This is a genomic window from Paenibacillus mangrovi (assembly GCF_022898935.1).
In the GTDB taxonomy this organism is placed as follows: domain Bacteria; phylum Bacillota; class Bacilli; order Paenibacillales; family Paenibacillaceae; genus Paenibacillus_AQ; species Paenibacillus_AQ mangrovi.
Window position 1 is genome coordinate 752815 of the sequence record NZ_JALIRP010000002.1, and the last position, 23621, is coordinate 776435.

The following is a 23621-nucleotide window of genomic DNA, read 5'->3' on the forward strand; positions in this document are numbered from 1 at the left end:
TCCAAGAAACGTTTATCTATATAAATTCCTGTCCTACAAAAGTGCATGCAGCACAAAATTGGCAACAAACAAGGCAGCGATGCAATACAGCACCGGGGATACCTCTCTGGCTTTCCCCTTGGCCAGTTTAACAATCGGGTAAGCGATAAATCCGAAAGCCATGCCATCCACAATACTGTATGTGAAAGGAATCATGACCATGATTAGAAATGCCGGAAATGCTTCCGTCAAATCGCCAAAATCCATTTCTTTTACGTTCTGAACCATCAACCCGCCGATCACGATCAAGATAGGAGCGATGGCACAGTCCGGGATATAAGCGAGTAGCGGAATGAAAAAGAACGTCGCCCCGAATAATACCGCAGACACTAGGGAAGTTAGACCGGTTCGTCCCCCTGCGGCAATGCCCGCAGTTGTCTCCGCCGCAGCCACGACCGGACTGCTGCCGAAAATACCGGCAAAAATATTCGTCACCGATAAAGCCCGAAGACTTCCCTTAAAGTTTTCAGGACGGTCAATCATGCTGGTTTGTGCAGCAATTAGGCCGATATTTTCAAATACGACGATCAGAAGCAGCAGAAATACGGCGATCCAGAACACCAGGCTGCCGATGCCCGACCATGATAAATGGCCGAATAACGTACCGTACTGCTTGAAAATAGGGCCGGATTCTATCTGCTGCGCCGGTTTGACGGCTCCAAGCAGATATGCAAGTCCCGTACCCGTAAGGATACTGATAAGAAGACCACCCTGGACACCGCGGATAAACAGAACCAGTGCAAGCAGCAGTGTTATGCAGGCTACGATGACCGCTGGATCGCTAAAATGGCCGATCGTGACAAAGGTCGTCTGATGCGCAATAACGATTCCGCTTTTTTGCAGCCCGATGAAGGTCAGGAACAAGCCGATCCCGACGGTAATCCCGTGCTGCAGATTTTGAGGTATGGCCTCACTGATAATGCGGTACAAAGACGTAAACGTCACAATCGTAAACAGTACGCCGGTGACGGAAACGACCATCAAAGCTTCTTCCCAGCTCAGCTTCATGGAATGCACCAGTGTGTAGGTGAAGAATGCGTTAATCCCCATACCCGGCACGACCACAATCGGCGATTTGCCGCCAAAGGCCATCAGCAAACAGCCAACGATCGAAGTCAAAATGGTGCCAATCATCGCAGCTTTCAGCGGCATTCCCGCATCATGCAGGATGTTCGCGTTAACCATTACGATATACACAACGGAAAAATAAGAAACCGCTCCAGCAACGAGCTCTTTTTTCCAGTTATCTCCTGGTCTGAGACCGAGACTTTTCTGCCAAAAACCTGACTTCAAAGAAATCATCCTCTTTCCTTATACCACCCAAAAAGTAGAGCAAACGCTTCAAGCATAACCGAATCCGAAACAAAAAGGCGTGACCGCCGTTATATACGGCCATTCACGCCATATGATTGTACCACACTTTGACTCCGGGCAGTGCTGTTCTTTATAACTCGATTCCTGCTTTTTTCAGCAGATCCTTCACAGCCACGCTGACCATGATCAGACCGGCAACCGGAGGAACGAAAGCGTTGCTCGCTGGAGGCTGCTTCGCTTTGCGGATGGCCGGAGCGTTTTCGGGTACGATTTTCTCCGTAACGTCCACACGCGGCTTCATCGGCTCCTCGGTGGAAAATACGACCTTTACTCCTTTTTTGATGCCGTCCTTGCGAAGCTTGGTACGAATAACCCGGGCAATCGGGTCAACCGACGTTTTGGAGATATCGGCCACCTGGAAGCGGCTTGGGTCCATCTTGTTCGCAGCACCCATGCTGGAGATAATCGGGATTTTGCGTTTGAGGCATTCTTTGATCAGATGAATCTTGTAAGAAACGGTATCGGACGCATCCAGCACATAATCCAAATCGAATTTGAAGAGCTCCTCATAGGTTTCTTCGGTATAGAACATGTTCAGGGCGATCGCTTCGCATTCAGGATTGATCAACTTGATCCGCTCGACCATCAGATCGGCTTTCTTTTGGCCGACCGTTGTGGTCAGAGCATGGATTTGACGGTTAATGTTCGTAATATCCACTACATCCTTGTCAATCAAGATCAGCTTACCGACACCCGTACGGGCGAGGGCCTCCGCTGCAATAGAGCCCACTCCGCCGATACCGAGCACAGCCACCGTGCTGTTCTTCATAGCTTCCAGACCTTCCGGTCCTATCGCAAGTTCCGTACGGGAAAACTGGTTGAGCATAATGTATGGAGGCCTCCCTTTATTTTAGGCATTCACTTTTTTATCTTCTGGTTTTTTCGCCAGTTTAATATGGAGCTGGTCAAGCTGCGATGGATCTACCGGAGACGGTGCGTCCATCAGCAGGTCTGTGGCGCTTGCCGTTTTCGGGAATGCAATCGTCTCGCGCAGATTGCTGCGTCCGGCCAAAAGCATCACAAGGCGGTCAAGTCCAAAGGCAATTCCGCCATGCGGAGGCGTGCCGTATTCGAAGGCATCCAGCAGGTAGCCGAATTTCTCGCGCGCGAGTTCCGGAGACATGCCAAGAGCGTTAAACATTTTCTCTTGAATATCGCGTTTGTAAATACGCATCGAACCGCCGCCCACTTCGTAGCCGTTCAGTACAATGTCATATGCTTGTGCGCGCACTTTAAGCGGATCGGTGTCGAACAGCTCCAGATCCTCGTCGTTTGGACGGGTGAATGGATGGTGTTCCGCTACATAACGTTTGGCTTCCTCATCGTAGCTGAGCAGCGGGAAGTCTGTAACCCAAGCGAATTTAAACACGTTGTCGTCGATCAGGCCGAGATCGCGTCCGATTTTCAGACGGAGTGCGCCCAGAACATCGGCTACAACCTTCTTGTTGTCCGCGGAGAACAACAGCAAGTCGCCGTCTTCGGCTCCCGTGCGCTCTCTTACGGCTTCGATTTCCTGTTCAGTGAAGAACTTCACGATCGGCCCTTTGAATTCGCCGTCTTTCACTTGAATCCATGCGAGGCCTTTGGCACCGTAACGGGCAGCATATGGTCCGAGATCGTCGATATCCTTACGGCTCCAAGTACCGCAGCCTTTAGCGTTCAAGCACTTCACTTCGCCGCCTTTTTCGATGACGGACGCGAATACCTTAACGCCACTATTTGCTACGATATCGTTCATTTCAACCAATTCAAGGCCAAAACGAAGGTCCGGTTTGTCGGAGCCGTATTTGCCCATCGCTTCGTCGTACGTAATGCGCTGGAACGGAGTCGTCAGCTCTACGCCGATCGTTTCCCTGAACAATTTCACCATCAGCTGCTCCATCATGTTCAGCAACGTGTCACGGTCAAGGAAGGATGTCTCAATGTCGACTTGCGTAAACTCAGGCTGACGGTCTGCACGCAGGTCCTCGTCACGGAAGCAGCGAGCGATTTGGTAGTAGCGTTCCAGACCGCTTACCATCAGAAGCTGCTTGTAAAGTTGCGGCGATTGCGGCAGGGCGAAGAATTCGCCGGAGTGCACGCGGCTAGGCACCAGGTAATCGCGGGCGCCTTCTGGCGAGCTCTTGGTCAGAATCGGAGTCTCAACATCGATAAATCCGTTCTCATCCAGAAAATCACGGAATACTTTGGATGCTTTCGAGCGCAGCATCAGCGTTTTTTGCATTTCCGGACGGCGCAGGTCCAGATATCTGTATTTCAAACGCAGCTGTTCGTCCACTTCAACGCCGTCTTCGATGAAGAACGGAGGCGTTTTGGCTGCGTTCAGTACTTCGATTTCGGTAATATGAACTTCAATTTCGCCTGTGGGGAGGTTAGGGTTAATCGTTTCCGCATCGCGTTTTACGACTTTACCGGATACCGACAGCACATATTCGCTGCGCACTTTATCGGCAATAGCCAGTGCTTCGCCGGAGTAAGCAGGGTTAAATACGATTTGCACGATACCGCTGCGGTCACGCAGATCGATAAAGAGTACGCCCCCGAGGTCGCGGCGGGTTTGTACCCAGCCGTTCAGTGTTACGGTTTCTCCAATATGTCCTGTGGTCAGGCTTCCGCATTGATGAGTCCTAAGCATGTTTTCTCATACCCCTTTATTATGATTTAAGCCTTTTCGGCAAATTCCCTTAATTTCAGTGAGAGCTCGCTCAGCTTAACGGTTTGCTGCTCGCCTGTTGTCATCAATTTCAGGGCAATTTCTCCCCGCTCCAGTTCGTCGTCGCCCAGAATGGCCGTTACTTTGGCATGAAAGCGGTCCGCGGATTTCATCTGGGCTTTCATTTTTCTTCCCAAATAATCGCGTTCAGCCGACAAGCCCTCTTTGCGTACGAGATACAGCTGTTTCGTAATCTCCCGGTCAGCGGCTTCGCCCAAAGCTACAAAATACACGTCCAGCGGTTTGACCGCATTCAGGTCGATTTCCTGTTTGTCCAGAATGAGCAGAATGCGTTCAAGACCCAGTCCAAGCCCGATTCCCGGCTGGTCTGGTCCGCCGATTTCACTGACCAGACCGTTATAACGGCCACCGCCGCCGATCGTATCGATTGCGCCAATGCCTTGCGCTTTATATTCGAACGCCGTGTGCGTGTAATAATCGAGACCGCGCACAAGCCGGTGATTCACGACAAAGTCCACGTCCATATCCGTCAGGTATTGTTTCACCTGTTCGAAGTGAGTCGTGCATTCCTCGTCCAGGCTGTCCAAAATCGAAGGCGCACCCGTAAATTTATCCTGGTCTACCTTGCAATCCAGCACGCGCATCGGGTTGCGCTCCATACGGGACTGGCAGTCTTTGCACAGGCTGTCCTTCATCGGCGTGAGGAATTCCAGCAGCTTCTCGCGGTATGCCGCACGGCTGGCCGGATTGCCGACAGAGTTGATCTCCACCTTCACACCCTGCAGCCCAAGCTCCTTGCAGAATTGATATCCCAGGGATACAACCTCTGCATCGATTGCCGGATCAACAGCTCCGAAGGCTTCGACGCCAAACTGGTGAAACTGGCGGTAGCGTCCCGCCTGCGGACGTTCGTAACGGAACATCGGCCCGATATAATACAGCTTGCTTACATCAGGTTCCCCGTAAAGCTTGTTCTCCACATAAGAACGAACAACCCCTGCGGTCCCTTCCGGACGGAGCGTCATGCTGCGGTCACCCTTGTCCTTAAACGAATACATTTCCTTTTCGACGATATCCGTCGTTTCGCCAACGCCCCGTTCAAACAGCTCCGTTTGTTCAAACAACGGTGTGCGGATTTCCCGGTAATTGAAACGCCGGCACAAGTCTCTGGCTTTTTCCTCGACAAACTGCCACTTTTCTACCACACCCGGTAAAAAATCCTGAGTACCTGTCGGTTTTTGGTAAGCCATGGTTCTACCCCCATTCAAAATATTCTCTTTTTATTCCAAAAAAGCATCACTCATCAAAGCATAGGATTGCAAATCAGGAGAAAACAAAAAATCCCTCGCCCTGCTGCTCTAATAAGCAAACAGGGACGAGGGATTGTACTTAATCAATCACCCGTGGTGCCACCCACATTCCGGACGCTCATCAAACACTATTGCATCCGCTTCATACGATTAACGCCCGTTCCGCGCAGTACGTCTACTAACAGCTCTCTCCGATAAAGGAGCCTTTCGCTGCTTTCGCCGCCTGTTCTCGGGGAAGTCATTCATCCGGTCATCCATAGAATCCTTCCAGCCTAGGGGATTCCTCTCTAAATGGTGGGGCACGGACTACTTGGTCCCGTCATTGAATCAAATTTAGATTATTTTTAGATTTTAATAAACCGCTGCACTAAAGTCAAGTGCGAAACAAAAGAAAAACCTACAATCCGTATTGTAGGTCCAAAAGGTTTTATATTAAAAAAGGGGGTCATGCTGTTATTATAAACAGGCTATATTAAAGGATTATGAAACTAATATTACAGTTACATTACAATCAAGAAAGCGCTTTATTATGGGGTTTAATCAAATATCTCGACATAACCGCCACTCTCGCGCAGCTTGTTCACTACCTCGGAGTAAATCTCGTCCTTTACATTGCAGGATAGAACGTATTTCAGATCACGGGTATCGTCCAGGCCAGCATTCGCATCGGCAATGCCGAACAGCGGCTCATCCTCATTCAGATCACGGCGCAGTGAACGTTCCTCAGGCGAAGTGTCTTCGCTTTGACGGTATATGTCGTTCTCACCATCAACGACCGGAATAACCAAAGCTGCATAAGCTATACCAGGCGCACCGCCGGCACCAACCGCACCGCCTGTGTTCATATTCCCGGCAATATTTACCGGAGCAATCGGTAGCAGGATACGTCTGTCACCGTCCAGCGCTGTACCTAAGCGGCTGACCTCCAAATGATCGGTATCTGTCCCGATTAATTTGGTTTTCGCCGTCTCCGCGTCATCCTCGGTCTTGAAATAAGCTTGAATCTGCTTTGTCATAATTATAGCCTCCTCGACTGGGATTCTTGCCCCGGAATCCGGCAAAAAAAAGAAGGTTCCCCTAATGGGAAACCTGCTCTTCATTCATAATCTCCGTCAGCTTGATTACCGCATTGAATAAGGGGCTCCTTTTCCTTTGCTGTAACCGTTCCACAAGGGAAAAGGTATTTCACCTGCCCGCTCTAACTTTACAGCCTCTCTGACGGATTCAAGCGGCATAAGCGGCATAAGCTTCAATGCAAACGCATGAGAGGATTGACGCATAAATGACGGCTCCTTTAGATGAAAGCTGATGTCCTACTATCAGCATTCCCGCGCTTCCGCTTTTCTATGCCGTCGTTTTGCTGTCGATAATCAGTGTGACCGGTCCCCAATTGGTAAACGATACATCCATCATTTCACCAAAACGTCCCGTTGCCACCTCAAGCCCCTTTGCAGCCAGTTCTAGGTTGAAGTATTCATAAAGGGCAAGCGCCGCATCAGGTTTGGCTGCAGCCATAAAGTTCGGACGCTTCCCTTTGCGGCAATCACCATACAATGTAAACTGCGATACGGACAGAACGCCGCCGCCCACATCCGTTACGCTGTAATTCATTTTGCCTTCGTTATCCTCGAAAATACGCAAGCCGGCAACCTTGTCGGCCAAATACTGCGCATCCTTTTCGGTGTCTTCATGGGTCACACCTACAAGAACCATCAGCCCCTGGCTGATCTGGCCTGTGATGTCCCCGTTAACGGTTACCTGCGCTTCCTTGCAGCGTTGAACGACAACTCTCATGCTGATGTACTACGCTCCTTTTTCCACTCAAAAATCACATGTTACTGTATGATACGGTGCACCGTATATACATCCTGCACCCGCTTGATTCGTTCCACAACCGAATGCAAATGATCCGTGTTCCGGATCAGGATCGTCATGTGAATTAATGCCATTTTATTTTTATCCGAACGCCCAGTGACGGCGGAAATATTCGTTTTGCTCTCAGATACAGCCTGAAGAACCTCATTTAGCAGACCGTTGCGGTCATGTCCCGTAATCTCGATATCGACGCTGTAGTTGGCCTCGATTTCGGTTTCCCATTCCACTTCGATCACGCGTGCGGCTTCTTCGCCGTCGCCTGAGGCCGGAATATTCGGGCAGTCAGCCCGGTGAACGGACACGCCGCGTCCGCGGGTAACGTATCCTATGATATCATCCCCCGGCACAGGATTGCAGCAGCGGGCAAAGCGGACAAGCAGATTGTCGATACCTTTGACGCGAACGCCGTTGGTGGGGCGCTTTCTTTCGGCTGCGACTTTAATTTCCTTTTTCTCCGTGGTCAGCTCGAGCAGGCTTGCTTCCTCCTGCTCTTTGCGGAGACGCTCGGTCAGACGTGTGCAGATTTGTGCAGCCGTAATGCCTCCAAAGCCGATGCCTGAGAGCATATCATCCACATCGTTAAAGGCAAATTTCTTGGCTACTTCCAGCAGCTTATCGTCCGTAGTCCACTCGGAAGGATCAAGCCCGCGGCTCTTCAGCTCGCGCTCGATCATGTCGCGGCCTTTCTCCACGTTCTCTTCGCGTTTTTCCTTCTTGAACCACTGCTTGATCTTACTTCGCGCATGGGAGGATTGGGCAATCTTCAGCCAGTCTCCACTTGGTCCGTAAGAGTGCTTGGATGTCAGAATCTCTACGATGTCTCCGGTCTTCAAGCGATGGTCGAGCGGCACGATACGTCCGTTCACCTTAGCGCCAATCGTCCGGTTGCCGACCTCGGTATGAATGCGGTACGCAAAATCCAGCGGCACTGAGCCGGATGGAAGCTCAACCACTTCCCCCTTCGGCGTAAAGACAAATACGAGATCGGAGAAAAAGTCCATTTTGAGCGATTCTACGAATTCCGACGCATCCTTCGCTTCATGCTGAAGCTCCAGAATCTCACGGAAAAAGGTCATTTTGTTTTCAAAATTGCCCCCTGGTGCCGTGCCTTCCTTATACGCCCAGTGAGCCGCGATCCCGTACTCTGCTGTACGGTGCATTTCTGTGGTACGGATCTGCACTTCCGTCGGTTCCCCATTCGGTCCAACCACCGTCGTATGGAGGGATTGGTACATATTCGCCTTCGGCATGGCAATATAGTCTTTGAACCGACCAGGCATCGGTTTCCAAAGCGTATGGATAATGCCCAGTGTAGCATAGCAGTCCTTGATATTGTCCACTATAATTCGAATGGCAATCAGATCATAAATCTCATTGAACTGCTTATTTTTCGTCGTCATTTTATTAAAAACGCTGTAAATATGCTTCGGTCTGCCCGATAAATCACCTTCAATGCCCATCTCATCCAGCTTTTCGCGGATGCGGGAAATGACGGTTTCGACAAACTGCTCGCGTTCAGCGCGTTTTTTATGAATCAAATTGGCGATACGGTAATACTGCTGTGGATTCAAGTATCGAAGCGAAAGATCTTCCATTTCGCTCTTAATGGCGGAAATACCAAGCCGATCTGCAATCGGGCAGAAAATTTCCAGTGTTTCATAGGCAATTCGCCGCTGGCTTTCCTCTGACTGGTATTTCAGTGTACGCATATTGTGGAGCCGGTCGGCCAGCTTGATCACGATCACCCGGATGTCCTGAGCCATAGCAATGAACATCTTGCGATAGTTTTCATTCTGCTGCTCTTCCTTGGAACGGAATTGGATGCGCTCCAGCTTCGTCAGCCCGTCAACCAGCATCGCGCAGGCGTTTCCGAATTTCTCACGGATCTCCTCCAGCGATACGGTTGTATCCTCGACGACGTCATGCAGCAGCGCAGCGACGATGGAGGTCGTATCCATCATCAGGTTCACGACAATATCTGCAACCGCTAGCGGATGCAGAATATAGGGTTCGCCGGATTTGCGGACCTGGCCGTAGTGGGCTTGATCCGCGAAATGATAGGCTTCCCGGATGCGGTCCAAATCTGGCTCTTTTAAATAAGCTCCTGCCTTTTCAAGTAATCGCTCTATGCCCATTCTAGTCGTTTCCGTTTCCCTTCTATATGAAATAGAACCCGCTGACATTCCTTCTTTAGCAGGTTCCCTGGTCAAATCAGATTTTATATAATTATGACGCTATAAAGGCTCTACGTCAATATTTCTTGCCAGGAACAGGAAGCATTGACGGCAACAAACTTCATTTTTTGCATTCCTTCTGTTTTTATTAAAAAAAATGATTGAAAAATGTCGAATTTATAGCTAATCTAGATTGAATGCAATACGAGATACGAAAACTTTTGATTTGGGAGTGAGCTTCTTGCAACGCGAAATTCAAGTTAATGAAAAGCTTCCCATGGGTCAGGGATTCCTCCTCAGCCTCCAGCACCTGTTTGCCATGTTCGGAAGTACGGTATTGGTGCCTAACCTGTTCCATGTAGACCCCGGCATGATTTTGCTGATGAACGGAATCGGAACTTTGCTCTACATTCTCATCTGCCGCGGTAAAATCCCTGCATACCTCGGCTCAAGCTTTGCATTTATTGCTCCGGTACAAGCTGTTCTGGCCGGAACCACGGACAATTACCCACTGGCACTCGGAGCCTTTATCGTAACTGGTATCATTTTTGTCGCCGTCGGGCTTATCGTACAATTTGCCGGAACCAAGTGGATTGACGTCGTATTCCCTCCCGCAGCCATGGGCGCCATCGTCGCTACCATTGGTCTCGAACTCGTACCTACTGCAGCCAGTATGGCCGGTATAATTCCACCGGATGGCGCTTCCGTGGATCCCAATGCCGTCATTCTTTCGATGACAACGCTTGGCGTAACCGTGATCGGAGCCGTTCTCTTCCGTGGTTTCCCGAAAATCATCCACATCCTGATCGGTATCGTGACTGGGTATGTGCTCGCCTACTTTATGCCGGGCATGATCGATAAGGGAGCTATCGCAAATGCTCATTTCTTCTCTGCACCAACCCTTACAACCCCTAAATTTGATATGGCGGCGATTCTTACCATTGTTCCGGTATCGCTCGTCGTTATCGTCGAGCATATCGGCCATTTGCTTGTAACTAGCAACATTGTCGGTAAGGATTTGTCCAAGGATCCGGGTCTGAACCGCTCCCTAATGGGCAACGGCATTTCGACTATTATTTCCGGTTTTGTGGGTTCGACGCCAAACACGACCTATGGTGAAAATATCGGCGTAATGGCGTTAACCAAAGTCTACTCGGTGTACGTCATCGGTGGAGCGGCGGTCATCGCGATCCTGCTTTCCTTCTCCGGTACATTCTCGGCTATCATTGCGAATATTCCAGTTCCCGTTATGGGCGGTGTGTCGCTGCTGCTGTTCGGCGTCATCGCGGCTTCGGGACTTCGGATCTTCGTAGAGCAGAAGGTGGATTTCTCAAAACCAACCAATATGCTGCTGGCAACTCTCGTCTTGGTCGTGGGCATCAGCGGCGTACAGCTGGATATCGGCGACGTTCATTTCAAAGGCATGGCGCTGGCTACCGTTGTCGGGATCGTGCTAAGCCTGTTCTTCAAACTGATTGAAGTGCTCGGACTCTCCAATGAAAAAGACGATGAGCTCGTCGAAAAGATTCCTGACTAATAACATGCAAAAAGAGCCGGTCAAGCCCCTGTCAGGGAGCGCTTGTCGGCTCTTTTTTTTCAAAAATCCAGGAAAACCCCAACACTTACGTGGGGTTTTCCTATTTTTTAATCCATACAAAAAATACCTTCAGGTCTGAATCGACCCAAAGGTATTTTATTTCCCGGGAAACAAATCCCATATTTATATCCAATTGATATTAGTCTTCGTATGTCATCAAAGAAAACACTTCAACACCTGGAAGTTTCGCACGGCCATTCAATGCAGTCAGTTCAATTAGAAAAGCTGCACCTACCACATTACCACCAAGCTGCTTAACCAGATCGACAGAAGACGAAATTGTACCTCCAGTTGCCAACAGATCATCTGCAATCAGGACATTCTGTCCTTTTTTGATGGCATCTGTATGCATAGCAAGACGGTCTTTGCCGTACTCCAGATCATACCCGACTTCGATCGTTTCGTAAGGAAGCTTTCCGCTTTTACGGATCGGCACAAAACCAACGCCCAGGGCATAGGCCAGAGGAGCTCCTACCACAAATCCACGTGCCTCAGGACCAGCGATCACATCAATGTTCAGAGCGGATACCATCTCTTTTAGTTCGTTGATCGCTTTCTTATAATTCTCCCCGTCCTGAAGCAATGTTGTAATATCTTTAAAGCTGATACCCGGCTGCGGGAAATCAGGTATCACCCGAATGTACTGTTTATAATCCAAAATAATCTCCTCCTAAATATGATACAAAAACGGTCATGCGTTTAGCTGGCGCCTTCCAAACGGGATATCATCCAGCGGGTGCACTGTGAAGTGCCTTCATACACCAAATGCTGTTCCATTTCGGCAAGGCTGCCCAATTTCGTAAAATGCATGGAGCTGCTGAGCTCGCGTTTCGGCGGCTTCGGAATTACCACAATATTTCCGTCACGGCGTTCTACGAACGCAAGCTCTTCAAATACATCCATCATCATTGTGACCATACGAAGGGTAGAAGAGGATTGCTGACTGAGTCTTGCTAGTGCCTCCTGCTCCCTGATGGGCTCTAAAGCCATACGCATCAGTAAAACATACAGTAATTTAAATTGGTCGCGGCTCGGAATCGTCAGCTGTTCCTCTTTATTCCGTCCCGAATGAAGAAGGAACAAATTGGAGAGATTTTTAAACGAAGCGAGCAGTGCGTCCAGCTGATCCACAGAGTCTGGGACATGAACCATAAACAAAGTAGTAATATGATCCGCGCCATAAGTGTTCGCCGCATTGTTAAATGCCGAAATTCCAGCTTTATTATCATATACCCAAAGGCTACAATCATTCAATTGTATTTTTGGAGAACTTTCAAGAAGCGGATTAAACACAGCTGCAATCTGCCGATGATCCAGCCGCATATGCGGTGAGATGATGTCGTAAATCCGCTGAACCTCTTTCCAAGGCTCTTTGGCATCTCGCAAATCAAACACCTGCGTGCCGGTAATCTTCATATCCTGCAGCATAAGCTGCGGCTTTCTCGACCCATTCCACTCATTGATCGATACTTCCCCGAGGATATCCAGCGTCATACCTTCTTCAAGCAAATCCGCTAGATCACCCCGGCCAAATGCAACAGCTTCCATTCGCGTCTCGCCCTGCCGGAACACTAGCTTCAAATGCTTGCCTTCCTTCCCCATCTTCCGCAGCTCTACCAGCCGTGTACCTCGAAAAACAAGCTTGGGTACCGGATTCGCCATACCAAACGGCGCCAGCATATCCATCTCGTCAATTACGGAAAGGGGTACATCGGACAGCTTCCATTCCCCGTCCGTTGCGATGACAGGAATGTAGTCTTCCTCCGACATGACCTGTGCGGCAAAAAGGTTTAGAGCTTCCTCGAATGCCGGAAGTTGATCTCGGCTCAAACTCATGCCTGCTGCCGACGGGTGTCCGCCGTAATGATCCATAAGCTCCTTGCAGGAGGTCAATGCCTCGTAAATATCAAGACCCGGAATGGATCTTGCCGAGCCCTTACACATGCCTGTTTCCGGATCAATGCCAAGAATAATAACCGGACGATAATAACGTTCAAGGATTTTGGACGCTACAATCCCTACGACCCCTACGTTCCAGCCCTCCCCTGCCAGCACGATGACATCTGGCACGCTTCCGTTAATCATTTTGTCCTGAAGCTGAATCAGTGCTTCTTCAACGATCGTTTCTACAACCTGCTGCCGCTCCTTGTTCAGCTCATCAAGTGCGTGGGATAACTGCTGCGCCTCTTCCATATCCCCCGTCGTCATCAGCGCCACAGCTGAGCCTGCATGATCCAGTCGTCCGCTGGCATTGATTCTCGGGGCCATTCCAAAGGCTACATTGACGGAAGTCACCGCCCCCATGTTGAATCCACTTACTTCCATAAGCGCCTGAATCCCGGGAAACGACGTATGACGCATGCACTCGAGGCCGCGGCTGACCAGAATGCGGTTCTCTCCGGTGAGCGGCATCAAATCTGCAATGGTTCCGATCGCAACGATTTCCGTCCATTCTACCGGAGGCTCCTTTAATACCGCCTGCGCTAATTTATAAGCCACGCCAACCCCGGCCAAGCCTTTAAAAGGATAAGGACATCCCGGCTGCTTCGGATTGATCAGTGCATAAGCGTTAGGAAGTACCTCGGGTGGTTCATGGTGATCTGTAACAATAACGTCCATCCCCAATGAATTGGCATATGCAATCTGTTCAACTGCGCTTATGCCTGTGTCTACGGTTATAATCAGGCTGACTCCTTGCTGATGGGCCCAATCAAGCGCATGGTTGTGCAATCCGTAACCTTCATTGGAGCGATGCGGAATGTAGATATCATAGGAAGCTCCCAAGTGGCGCATAAAATAAATCATCAATGAAGTGCTGGAAACGCCATCCGCATCGTAGTCCCCGTAGATCAGGATATGCTCGCTTTGTTCAATTGCCTGTAGGATACGGGGTACCGCCTTGTCCATGCCGAGCAGCAAATATGGGTCATGCAGTGCTTCCAGATTTCCATTCAGGAACCTTCCCGCTTCTTCCCTGCTACCGATCCCTCGTGAGGCAAGCAGCGAAGCAGTTAAAGGAGATACAGAAAGCTCTCCCGCCAAGCTTCGGACTGTCTCCTCGTTTCCTTCTGGAGCCTGCCATGAATATTTTGATTCAAACAATCGTCTTCACCTTTCTTTCCCTGCCTATCATTTATGACATCCCAAGGATGACTATTGAAGCAGTGTCGGCATTTCATTATCCGTAAGCTGATGATTGGATTTATACGGATAACCGGGATCATAAGGAACGACTTGAATATTAACATCACTGATGTGCACAAATCGGTTCATCAGCAGTTTTTTTGCCCGTTCGGCAATCTCATTCGCTTCGAGCACGGTAATGCGGGGATTCACGCTGATCTTGAGATCAACCGTAATATAATGCCCCTGCTCCCTAGCCTTCAGATCATCAACTGTAATGATGCCGTGTACCCGTTGAACGGTCTCGATGAAATTGAGCGCATCCTCCTGCTCAGCTTCCTGAACCAAAGAGCCGTATACGGAATTCATCATAAGAAAATAACCTTTCCGAATCACCAGACAAGCAACAACCAGAGCTGAGACCGGATCCATATACATCATGGTTTTCCAGCCAAGGGTATCTCCTGCCAAGGATAGAAATACGCCAACACATACGGTCAGTGACGTATATAGGCTGAAGCGGTGTTCTTCAGCATAAATCGTGTGCTGGCCGTCTCCCTTTTTTTTCGAATAGCGGAACTGAAACTGGAAAACGGCTTCCTTTACCGCCAAGGATACGATAACGGCAATCAGCGTAAATTTACTTGGCACATGAATATTGCCTGATGCCATCGCTCGAATGGAAGCAACTGCAATTTGGAGTGCCCCCATGAGCACCAGTACCGCAAACAATATCGCGAAGACCGGCTCCGTCCGGTGTGTACGGCTCTGCTGCTTACCTCCGCCCTTTCCCTTCAGGGACGATCGGCGCGGAATGAGACGGTTTAGCGAAGTCACAGCACCGGAGGCGGAGTACAAGGCATCGCCCAGCAAAGCCTTGCTGCCCGATAAATAACCAACTGTACCTTTAAACACAGCGAGCGACAAATCACCGATCATTCCTGTCCAGGTAACGGTATCGGAAGAATGTGAACGTAGTATACTCATGTTTGCCTCCTCTCCGGCAGTCTCAACATGCCGATATCAGATTAAAAGCCGCGTCGCATAGACGCGGCTTTCACCTGTACTGCTTACCTTATGCTTTGGAAGGCTTGACCGCTTTCCCTTTTGGTTTTTGCTTGAACTTTAAGAACAGCCAGAGCGGGCTGGCGATGAAGATCGAAGAATATGCCCCGAAGACCAAGCCGATGCACATAGCCAGCGAGAACATTTTGATCGATTCTCCCGCGAATAGGAACAGGAAGAAAGCGGCGATGAATACCGTAAACGCCGTGTACAAGGAACGCATCAGCATTTGGTTGACACTGTGGTTGAGCAGATTCGTCAAATCCTCGCGTGTCTTCTGTTTCCCAAAACGCATGTTTTCACGGATACGGTCGAAGATAACGATCGTATCGTTAATCGAGTAACCGATAATGGTTAGAACCGCAACAATGAAGGTCTGGCTGACCTCCAGACGGAAGATCGAGAAGATCGCCACGACGATAAATGCGTCATGCAGCAGCGCGATGATCGCTGCCACCGCGAAGCGCCATTCGAACCGGATACTTACGTATATGATGATCCCGATACAGGATAAGAGCACAGAATAAATCGCATTCCGACCGAGCTCTTTCGCCATTTCCGGATCCACAGTATTGATTTCAAATGAAGCTGTTTTGTCCAGCTTTTGAATCTCTGTTTTGAGCTGATCAGCCTGATTAGAGGACAATTCTGTCGTGAAACGGATGTTCATGCGCTTGTCCCCAGGCGTGATGCTTGCATCTTTACCGATTCCCATCTCATCAAGCAGTGGTTGTACTTCAGCTATCGTTACATTCTTGGATAGCTTCACGTCTACGTTCGAGCCAGCACGGAAATCAACGCTGTAGTTCAAACCGAAGGCGGCAAGAGAGATAATACCCGCAATCGTCAGCACGATTGAGAATATGAATGCAGTTTTGCTCATCTTCACGAAGTTAAATTCTTTTTTAAAGTGCATTGATTTCACTCTCCTTTACCCCGAACTGCTTCGTTTTTTTAAGCAGCCCAGCCTTGACCAGAAGGCTAAGCAGGTAGTGGGTGAAATACACGTTGGTCAGGATACTGAGTACGATTTCGATGATCAATATGAGCGCGAACCCTTTTACAGAGCCTTGACCAAAAGCGTACATAACAGTACCTACGATTATGGTTGTAATATTCGAATCGAGAATCGTACGTAAGGAAGATTTGTTACCCGCTTTAACCGCAGACATCACGCTTCTGCCATTGCGGATTTCTTCGCGTATCCGTTCATTTGTAATAATGTTCGCATCGACGGCCATACCGACACCGAGAATAAATGCCGCTATACCCGGAAGCGTAAGCGTGAAATTCGCCCACACGAATACTAAAATGAGGAGCCAAGTATGCACAATCAGACCAAAGCTTGCAATGACGCCTGGCAGACGATACATCGCAATCATAAAGATCAAAATAACGATGGATGCGATAATACCGGCTTGTAGCGTTTTCTCCAGTGATTGTTTACCGAGTGTCGCGCCTACGCTTTGAGAGTATTTCTCCGTTAGCTTGAGCGGCAGGGCACCGAGGTTGATGGTGTCGCTGAGTTGCTTAGCTTCATCTAAGGTGTAGTTACCGGTGATCTGCGCTTTGCCATCCGTTAACTCTGATTGAACAGTTGGATCAGACAGCATGGTATCATCAAGGAAAATAGCCAGGTTCTGTCCAACGAGCCGCTTTGTTACTTCAGCAAACTTCTTCTTATCCTTCACCTTGATATCGATGACAGGACGGTTCAGTTGGTCATATCCGACGGAAGCCCCGTTCTCGACAAAATCACTGCCAACGAGCTCCACTTTACAATATTTATCTTTAGGTTGTGCGTTTTCGGCCGGAGCTTTACATCCATACGCACTTCGGAAAGTCAGCGACGCTGGTTCCTTCATTTTCTCTCTGACTTCAGCTTCGTTTGTCACACCCGCGATTTTGACGCGAATCCGATTTGTGCCTTCAGTCGTTACCTCAGGTTCGCTGGTACCCAGCGCATTGGCGCGCTTCTCCAGACTTTGAGCCGTACGCGTGAGGGATTCCTGCGTAACCGCTTGTCCTTTTTCCAGCGGAGTCGCTTCATATAGAATCTCGAAGCCTCCCTTAAGGTCAAGGCCCAGCCGGACACTCTTCAGCAGCCCCGGAGTGGACCAGGCCATGATCCCCACCGCAACGAGCACTACGATTATGAAAGTAGCGATTCTTTTCTTCATGCCGTTCCTAGTTCCCCTTTCGATCTCAATAGTCCTATTATAGCGATGCGTTAAAATGCAGTCAATTTATCAATATGTGTCGCTTTTTTATTTTAACGATCTTTTCCCCCTCAACAGGCTGACCAGAAAAGGTTCCTCTCCCTTAATCGAAAGAGGAACCTTTATATGCAGATAGTGTCATATAGTTCATAAACGTCAACGCCTTTAGAGAGAGAATATCATTTACCAGCCTGTACAGCGGAGGAATTCCTTCCTTCTCGTATTTGCTGCTAACGCAGTTCCAAATGTCTTTACTCGTGACATATTCATATCCGATAAGTCTGAATTCCTCCGCCTTGCTGCGGCACAAAGCCTCAATGGCAGCGTCCATCTCGCTTTCGCTCATATTCTCCGGGCTCACTTGCGTAGCCTCCTCTCAGCATGATGTCTATAGTGTTTGCATAAATTCTACATTCGACCCTCGGAGCCTTCATTCCTTCTTTTCTTCATCACTTCTTGTGTAAAAAGTCGTGGTATGAATGGACGAGTAGAGCATATCCATATTAACAAAAGGTCTGTCACAGATACTGCCGCAACATAGCTTCGACACGGAAGAGGGAGTGGACATTTGAACAAGCTAACACCTAATAAGCAGACATCAAAGAAGCAGACGTTTATTCAAGGTACGATGATATTGCTTGCGGCCGGGGTCATCAACCGGATCTTAGGCTTTATCCCGAGGATTGCTCTTCCACGGATCATCGGAGCCGAAGGTGTCGGGATTTACCAGCTGGGTTATCCCTTTTTCCTGGTACTCGTTACTCTGATTACCGGCGGAATTCCACTTGCTGTAGCTAAGCTGGTATCCGAGGCGGAGACGGAAAACAAGCCGCAAAACTCAAGTTACGTCCTTCGAGTCAGTCTGACGCTGACCTTCGGTTTGGGACTGCTGTTCATGGCACTCTCACTCTGGCTCGCTCCTTGGGTTACCAGGAGCATTTTGACGGACTCACGGGTGTATTACACTTTTATCAGCATGAGCCCGATGCTGGTCATTGTAGCCGTCTCATCCGTATACAGAGGGTACTTCCAAGGTAAACAAAATATGATTCCCTCCGCTTCTTCCTCCATCATTGAGACGGTGGCCAGAATCGTATGTACATTATGGTTCTCGTATTTACTTTTGCCTAAAGGGATTGCTTTTGCTGCAGCTGGAGCCATGCTGGGGGTTATGGCAGGAGAGTTTGTCGGTTTGTTGGCGATTTTGTGGCAATTCCGCAAAGATCAACTTCGCTCTGCGCCGACTGAGAAGACAACCCGCCACGAAAGAGCGAGCCGTGGATTGTTTCAGCGTTTGATGGGCATCACCATTCCGGTTACGGCCGGCAAGCTCGTCGGTTCATTTTCCTATCTGTTTGAATCAATCATTACCGCACAAAGCTTGGCGATCGCTGGCATTGTAACCTCCGTTGCCACTGCACAATACGGCGCGCTCCAGGGTATGATCATTCCTTTGCTGCTTCTGCCCGGCGCACTGACTTCTTCGCTTGCGGTTTCCCTGGTCCCATCATTATCCGAAGCCGCAGCGCGCAAGGACCGGCTGACGATTCACAAGCGGCTGAATCAGACGATCCGTCTTGCCCTCGTAACAGGAGCGCCATTCGCCGTCATTATGTATGTCCTGGCTGAGCCCCTTTGTCAACTATTGTACAACAATACAGAAATCTCGGGGATGCTGCGTATGCTTGCTCCTTTTGCATTGTTTCTGTATGTACAGGCTCCGCTTCAGGCAACGCTTCAGGCGCTGGACCGTCCCGGAAGAGCTCTGTTCAATACGCTGATTGGGGCCGTCATCAAGCTTTTCCTGATCTGGTACTTGTCATCGCAGCCTGAGTACGGCATCTATGGTGCCATCATAGCGATTATAATCAACAGCATCATTGTCACTTTCCTGCACGGTTACAGCGTAAGCACACTGCTCGCCTACCGTTTCAAGCTGCTCGACATGCTGAAGCTCCTTTGCACGATGGTGATCATGGCAGCTGTAACCACCTATGCTTTCCGTCATCTGCCATTTAATCATGTAAGCTGGGTGCAGTTTTTTGCAGCCCTGTTCGTCGGCGTTGCAGGCTTCCTGGTTACTGTTTTCGCTGCGCGACTCGTTTCTCACCGTGATTTGAAAAGAATGCCCGTCATCGGCAAATGGTTTGGAGCCTCCGATGAACCGAAGAATCCGGCAGCCTGACAGGTTGCTCATTATTTTCGGTCCACGTACACCTTGCCTTTATGGTCGATGGAACATAGAAAAACATCTTTAAATTCTTTAACACCATGCTCCTGAATTTGATTTTTCAGCCAAAACCGATTTTTCTTAAGCTTTTGCAAATTGTCATCCTGAACCTTTCCATCCATAATCAGCGGGACGGGCAGCACCCCATAGCTGAATTTTCCGGCAGGGACCAGTATTTTCTTATTGGATTTGGAATGTGTTGATATCGACGAACCAGAGCTCTGCTGCCCCTGCTGCCTAGCTCCCTGGTTGCCTGAAAACTTCATGTTCCCTCTGACTGATAGCCCTCCGGATGGCTGCTGTCCACTGGACTGCTGTGAAGACTGTGACTTCGGAATAACCGTCAGATGTCCGGAGTTTTCAAGAATCGCGAACTCAACATCCGCAATATTATGAATATTTTGGCCGCGCAGATGTAGCAGCAGATCGTCCAGATTATAACGCTGCTTTTTCATTTCCGACCTTTGCAGCTTACCTTTCGAAACCAAGATACTGGGCTGTCCATCAAAAAGAAGCCGAACTTTTCTGCTCTTCAGGCTGATATAAGCGATTGAAACTTGAATAATGACAAGGGTTGCCATCGGAAGTATACCGTCTAAAATGGGCCGCTTGACATCTTCCAGCACAAACACGCCGATTTCAGCAATCATAACAGAAATGACCAGATCAAATATGGACAACTTCCCGATTTCGCGTTTTCCCATAATTCTTAAGGTTAATAAAATAGCGAAATACATCAGTACGGTACGAAAAACGGTGATCAGGAAATGAGCCGCCATATGCCAAACACTCCTTTTAAAGGCCTAATTCTCAGAAACGATATGCTGATATTTTGACCTCTCTCCAAATACCCCATGCAATGCCGCAACGATTAATTATTGGAAAACTTGTACTACCTGAAAAAGCTTGGACATAGATTTACAATAACTTATGGAATATTAAGGGGGTTCTTTTATATGCACATGATCCGGCGCGTACTTTCTTTTCGAATCGCAAATCCAATCCTGTCCGGGCTGTATTATTCCTTCTTCTGGATGATGGTTGGCGCGCTAATCCTCTCACTTTTGCTATGGTCGAGCGGTATGCAGGAACAGAGTCTTTCCCGCCTCATTTATGTCGTTCACGCTATTGCAGCCTTGTTTGGAGGAATGGTCGCAGGAAAACGTTCGGGAAGAAAGGGCTGGTACAACGGTGGACTTACCGGTATTCTGTACGGCCTACTGATTATGGTTATCGGCTTTCTCGCACTGGATACCTCCTTGCGTATGGGAGATTTGCTGCTGCTTGGAACCGTGTTCGCTTCTGCGGCTATCGGCGGCATGCTCGGGGTAAATGTTAGAAATAATTATTAAGGCCTCTTCTATGAAAATGTGGTAAACTGACATCATGCAATTCTTACAAGAGGAGGCTATTTCTGTTTGCTATATCAATCTATGCAGGGTATATCCATCGCATCAGCAATTACAGTGATTTTGTTGATTTGGCTAGGCACGCTCCGTAATCCGCTTAAGGCTGCTTACCTTTTTATTAAGGAACTGCTAACCTCACGGACATTCTTGGTATTGTTTTTCATCATGGTATGTATTCTTCTTGCCAATAAATACGAATTAGATTTAGAGAATAACTTAAATTATCATAAAGACTTTACGCCCTGGGTTTTTAGTCTCGAGGGACATTTTGTAGAGAATTTACAGAACTTCTTCCACAGCAGCTACATTACTCCCATCTCTGTTTTTTTCTATGTCGTCGTGTTTCAGTCACTGCTGATCGCCTCAATTGGCGTTTATATTTCCGATCAAAATAAAGTATTTGTTATTGCGATCTGCTTTGCCATCATTATAAACTACACGGTCGCTATACCATTCTATCTGTTCTTCCCTGTCAACGAAGTTTGGTCGTATCCGCCTTCGGGGGCCTCGTTCCTAATGCTGGATGTCTTTCCGAACTTTGAGCAGCAGTACAGGCCTTTATCCGGTTTGAACAACTGTTTTCCGAGTCTGCATACCTCTATTTCGGTCACTTTGATGGTTCTGGGTCTACGTTCGGGCAATCGCCGTCTCGGCATCATAACGACGATCAGCGCCATTGTTATCATTTTCAGTATCTTCTATCTGGGAATCCACTGGTTAACGGACATGGTTGCCGGCACCCTGCTCGGGCTTCTGGCTTCAAACCTTGGTATTTTGTTCGCCAAACTTACCTTGAAAGAAAAGGGATTCTCCATGCTCAAACAACAGAGCAAAATGTCTGACTCTATGTAGGTTGGAGATTGGTAGTCATTCAGCAAAAAGAGGCAGTTCCCCTCGGGGAACCGCCTCTTTTTTAGATATAAGTATGGTGAGCCATCGTTATTTTTGATGCTGTTTCAGCTTAAGCTTTATTTGGATTCACTTTCAGCTGCGCTGCTTGTTGCATGGCTGATGGAATTGCGGTCAAATGTAAGCTTGGTTACATCATTTACGCGCAAAACAACGATGTCGTCTGTAATTTCCATGATGGTTCCGTGAAGGCCACCGATCGTCACAACCTTGTCTCCCTTTTTCAATGCTCCGAGCATCGAGTTACGGGTCTTTTGTTTCTTTTGCTGTGGACGAATAAGCAGGAAATAAAAGATCGCGAACATCAAAACAAGAGGCAATATCAAGCTGACAATGCTGCCTCCGGAACTAGGAGCAGGAGCTGCTGCCGCCAATTCAAACATTTATCTTTCCCCCCTTTCATGGACTAACCCCGGTTAATGCTGCTTCAGGATTAATGAAAAACCCTAACTAAAAACCTTTATCATTGTCATGAAGCCCATATTGTTCAAAAAACTCATCGCGAAAATCAAGCAGCCTGTCTTCCATGATGCTCTGCCGCACTTGCTTCATCAAATTAATGAGGAAATGCAGGTTGTGGTACGTTGTCAGCCTCAGGCCGAAAGTCTCATCGGCTTTGATTAGATGCCGCAGATAGGCTCTTGAATAGTTCCGGCAAGTATAGCAATCGCATGCGGGGTCAAGGGGGCCAAAATCTCTGGCGTATTGAGCGTTTCGGACCACAAGCCGTCCCTGGCTTGTCATTGTCGTTCCGTTACGGGCAATCCGTGTCGGAAGTACGCAGTCAAACATATCTACTCCCCGGATTGAGCCTTCGATCAAAGCATCGGGGGATCCGACGCCCATCAAGTAACGCGGCTTATTGTCCGGAAGGAGAGGAACAGTATAATCAAGCACTTCATACATCAGCTGCTTGGACTCTCCAACGCTGAGTCCACCAATAGCATACCCCGGGAAATCCATGGAAGTCAAATCACGGGCGCTTTGTTTGCGCAGATCTTCATACATTCCACCCTGAACAATTGCAAAAAGCCCTTGGTCATGTGGACGAGCATGACTGTTTAGGCAGCGCTCGGCCCATCTAGTCGTACGTTCCAGCGATTTTTTGACATAGTCGTAATCTGCCGGATAGGGTGGGCATTCATCAAATGCCATCATGATATCCGATCCCAGTGCGTTCTGGATTTCCATAGCCACTTCTGGTGAAAGGAACAGCTTGTCCCCATTCAAATGGGAACGGAAATGCACGCCTTCTTCGGTGATTTTGCGCATTTCGCTCAGGCTAAAGACTTGAAATCCGCCGCTGTCTGTCAGAATCGGGCGGTCCCAGTTCATAAACTTGTGAAGCCCGCCAGCCTCACGGACAATATCATGACCCGGACGAAGGAATAAATGATAGGTATTGCTCAGGATAATTTGCGCATCCATCGCTTTGAGCTCCTCCGGGCTCATCGTTTTCACGGTAGCCTGCGTTCCTACCGGCATAAAGGTCGGTGTTTCAATCACCCCATGAGGCGTATGCACGCGTCCAAGGCGCGCTCCGGATTGTTTGCAGGTTTTAATGTGTTCGTAGTAAACTGCTGCTGTCATTTCGATACCATCCTCTTATATCCCGTTAAACCG

General features: G+C 48.7%; 21 protein-coding genes. 4 read left to right on the forward strand and 17 right to left on the reverse strand.

The features are described 5' to 3' along the window. Positions 1-33: 33 nt before the first annotated feature. The 8 genes from MUG84_RS08000 to MUG84_RS08035 form a co-directional block, all read right to left on the reverse strand. Entirely contained in the window at positions 34-1332 is a 1299-nt protein-coding gene (locus MUG84_RS08000) for an NCS2 family permease (RefSeq protein WP_244723099.1), read from the reverse strand. Between the two features lie 151 nt (positions 1333-1483). Further along, positions 1484-2239: a tRNA threonylcarbamoyladenosine dehydratase gene (locus tag MUG84_RS08005; protein WP_244723103.1), complete on the reverse strand. Its 756-nt coding sequence runs from the start codon at positions 2237-2239 to the stop codon at positions 1484-1486. A gap of 24 nt (positions 2240-2263) precedes the next feature. Next, positions 2264-4048 carry an aspartate--tRNA ligase gene (aspS, locus tag MUG84_RS08010; protein ID WP_244723106.1) on the reverse strand — a complete coding sequence of 595 codons (1785 nt, stop codon included), beginning with the start codon at positions 4046-4048 and terminating at the stop codon, positions 2264-2266. Between the two features lie 26 nt (positions 4049-4074). After that, complete coding sequence (gene hisS / locus MUG84_RS08015; RefSeq protein WP_244723109.1) at positions 4075-5337, reverse strand: histidine--tRNA ligase; 1263 nt, start codon at positions 5335-5337, stop codon at positions 4075-4077. Positions 5338-5933: 596 nt separating this feature from the next. After that, positions 5934-6413: a hypothetical protein gene (locus MUG84_RS08020; protein WP_244723112.1), complete on the reverse strand. Its 480-nt coding sequence runs from the start codon at positions 6411-6413 to the stop codon at positions 5934-5936. A gap of 105 nt (positions 6414-6518) precedes the next feature. Next, positions 6519-6677, reverse strand: coding sequence for a hypothetical protein (locus MUG84_RS08025; protein ID WP_244723115.1), 159 nt, complete (start codon positions 6675-6677; stop codon positions 6519-6521). Positions 6678-6741: 64 nt separating this feature from the next. Then, positions 6742-7191 (reverse strand): D-aminoacyl-tRNA deacylase, encoded by a 450-nt coding sequence (dtd, locus tag MUG84_RS08030; RefSeq protein WP_244723131.1) that lies wholly within the window; start codon positions 7189-7191, stop codon positions 6742-6744. 41 nt (positions 7192-7232) lie between these two features. Beyond that, positions 7233-9407 (reverse strand): RelA/SpoT family protein, encoded by a 2175-nt coding sequence (locus tag MUG84_RS08035; protein WP_244723133.1) that lies wholly within the window; start codon positions 9405-9407, stop codon positions 7233-7235. A gap of 280 nt (positions 9408-9687) precedes the next feature. Between MUG84_RS08035 and uraA the strand changes: the two genes are divergently transcribed. Continuing rightward, positions 9688-10983 (forward strand): uracil permease, encoded by a 1296-nt coding sequence (gene uraA / locus MUG84_RS08040; protein ID WP_244723135.1) that lies wholly within the window; start codon positions 9688-9690, stop codon positions 10981-10983. 199 nt (positions 10984-11182) lie between these two features. On the opposite strand, the gene MUG84_RS08045 is transcribed toward uraA, so the two are convergent. From MUG84_RS08045 to MUG84_RS08070, 6 genes are all read right to left on the reverse strand, one after another. Further along, positions 11183-11701: an adenine phosphoribosyltransferase gene (locus tag MUG84_RS08045; protein ID WP_244723137.1), complete on the reverse strand. Its 519-nt coding sequence runs from the start codon at positions 11699-11701 to the stop codon at positions 11183-11185. A 41-nt stretch (positions 11702-11742) separates the two neighbouring features. Then, positions 11743-14145, reverse strand: a complete 2403-nt coding sequence (gene recJ / locus MUG84_RS08050; protein WP_244723139.1) for a single-stranded-DNA-specific exonuclease RecJ — start codon at positions 14143-14145, stop codon at positions 11743-11745. A 51-nt stretch (positions 14146-14196) separates the two neighbouring features. Further along, on the reverse strand, positions 14197-15153 hold the full coding sequence (locus tag MUG84_RS08055; protein ID WP_244723142.1) for a cation diffusion facilitator family transporter: 957 nt from the start codon (positions 15151-15153) through the stop codon (positions 14197-14199). A gap of 88 nt (positions 15154-15241) precedes the next feature. Next, complete coding sequence (secF, locus tag MUG84_RS08060) at positions 15242-16147, reverse strand: protein translocase subunit SecF (protein ID WP_244723144.1); 906 nt, start codon at positions 16145-16147, stop codon at positions 15242-15244. Next, positions 16137-17411 carry a protein translocase subunit SecD gene (gene secD, locus MUG84_RS08065; protein WP_244723146.1) on the reverse strand — a complete coding sequence of 425 codons (1275 nt, stop codon included), beginning with the start codon at positions 17409-17411 and terminating at the stop codon, positions 16137-16139. Before secD ends, secF begins: the two co-directional genes overlap by 11 nt. Positions 17412-17553: 142 nt before the next feature. Continuing rightward, positions 17554-17796, reverse strand: a complete 243-nt coding sequence (locus MUG84_RS08070) for a post-transcriptional regulator (RefSeq protein WP_244723397.1) — start codon at positions 17794-17796, stop codon at positions 17554-17556. 222 nt (positions 17797-18018) lie between these two features. Between MUG84_RS08070 and spoVB the strand changes: the two genes are divergently transcribed. Next, positions 18019-19635: a stage V sporulation protein B gene (gene spoVB, locus MUG84_RS08075; RefSeq protein WP_280521210.1), complete on the forward strand. Its 1617-nt coding sequence runs from the start codon at positions 18019-18021 to the stop codon at positions 19633-19635. An 11-nt stretch (positions 19636-19646) separates the two neighbouring features. Here the strand turns inward: spoVB and MUG84_RS08080 are convergent, their stop codons facing one another. Next, the gene (locus MUG84_RS08080; RefSeq protein ID WP_244723149.1) at positions 19647-20459 is read right to left on the reverse strand and encodes a DUF421 domain-containing protein; all 813 of its coding nucleotides are present in this window, start codon (positions 20457-20459) and stop codon (positions 19647-19649) included. Positions 20460-20636: 177 nt separating this feature from the next. Between MUG84_RS08080 and MUG84_RS08085 the strand changes: the two genes are divergently transcribed. Both MUG84_RS08085 and MUG84_RS08090 read left to right on the forward strand, forming a co-directional pair. Continuing rightward, positions 20637-21032 carry a TIGR04086 family membrane protein gene (locus MUG84_RS08085; RefSeq protein ID WP_244723151.1) on the forward strand — a complete coding sequence of 132 codons (396 nt, stop codon included), beginning with the start codon at positions 20637-20639 and terminating at the stop codon, positions 21030-21032. A gap of 66 nt (positions 21033-21098) precedes the next feature. Next, on the forward strand, positions 21099-21941 hold the full coding sequence (locus MUG84_RS08090; protein ID WP_244723153.1) for a phosphatase PAP2 family protein: 843 nt from the start codon (positions 21099-21101) through the stop codon (positions 21939-21941). Positions 21942-22057: 116 nt separating this feature from the next. Here the strand turns inward: MUG84_RS08090 and yajC are convergent, their stop codons facing one another. Continuing rightward, positions 22058-22381, reverse strand: a complete 324-nt coding sequence (gene yajC, locus MUG84_RS08095) for a preprotein translocase subunit YajC (protein ID WP_244723155.1) — start codon at positions 22379-22381, stop codon at positions 22058-22060. A 67-nt stretch (positions 22382-22448) separates the two neighbouring features. Beyond that, positions 22449-23588: a tRNA guanosine(34) transglycosylase Tgt gene (gene tgt / locus MUG84_RS08100; protein WP_244723157.1), complete on the reverse strand. Its 1140-nt coding sequence runs from the start codon at positions 23586-23588 to the stop codon at positions 22449-22451. Positions 23589-23621: the final 33 nt, after the last annotated feature.

Coding starts and splice junctions, on each gene's coding strand:
- MUG84_RS08005 (WP_244723103.1), bottom strand. CDS start 2,239: ATGCTCAACCAGTTTTCCCGTACGGAACTTGCGATAGGACCGGAAGGT.
- aspS (WP_244723106.1), bottom strand. CDS start 4,048: ATGCTTAGGACTCATCAATGCGGAAGCCTGACCACAGGACATATTGGA.
- hisS (WP_244723109.1), bottom strand. CDS start 5,337: ATGGCTTACCAAAAACCGACAGGTACTCAGGATTTTTTACCGGGTGTG.
- MUG84_RS08020 (WP_244723112.1), bottom strand. CDS start 6,413: ATGACAAAGCAGATTCAAGCTTATTTCAAGACCGAGGATGACGCGGAG.
- MUG84_RS08025 (WP_244723115.1), bottom strand. CDS start 6,677: ATGCGTCAATCCTCTCATGCGTTTGCATTGAAGCTTATGCCGCTTATG.
- dtd (WP_244723131.1), bottom strand. CDS start 7,191: ATGAGAGTTGTCGTTCAACGCTGCAAGGAAGCGCAGGTAACCGTTAAC.
- MUG84_RS08035 (WP_244723133.1), bottom strand. CDS start 9,407: ATGGGCATAGAGCGATTACTTGAAAAGGCAGGAGCTTATTTAAAAGAG.
- MUG84_RS08055 (WP_244723142.1), bottom strand. CDS start 15,153: ATGAGTATACTACGTTCACATTCTTCCGATACCGTTACCTGGACAGGA.
- secF (WP_244723144.1), bottom strand. CDS start 16,147: ATGCACTTTAAAAAAGAATTTAACTTCGTGAAGATGAGCAAAACTGCA.
- secD (WP_244723146.1), bottom strand. CDS start 17,411: ATGAAGAAAAGAATCGCTACTTTCATAATCGTAGTGCTCGTTGCGGTG.
- MUG84_RS08070 (WP_244723397.1), bottom strand. CDS start 17,796: ATGAGCGAAAGCGAGATGGACGCTGCCATTGAGGCTTTGTGCCGCAGC.
- MUG84_RS08080 (WP_244723149.1), bottom strand. CDS start 20,459: ATGGCGGCTCATTTCCTGATCACCGTTTTTCGTACCGTACTGATGTAT.
- MUG84_RS08085 (WP_244723151.1), top strand. CDS start 20,637: ATGCACATGATCCGGCGCGTACTTTCTTTTCGAATCGCAAATCCAATC.
- yajC (WP_244723155.1), bottom strand. CDS start 22,381: ATGTTTGAATTGGCGGCAGCAGCTCCTGCTCCTAGTTCCGGAGGCAGC.
- tgt (WP_244723157.1), bottom strand. CDS start 23,588: ATGACAGCAGCAGTTTACTACGAACACATTAAAACCTGCAAACAATCC.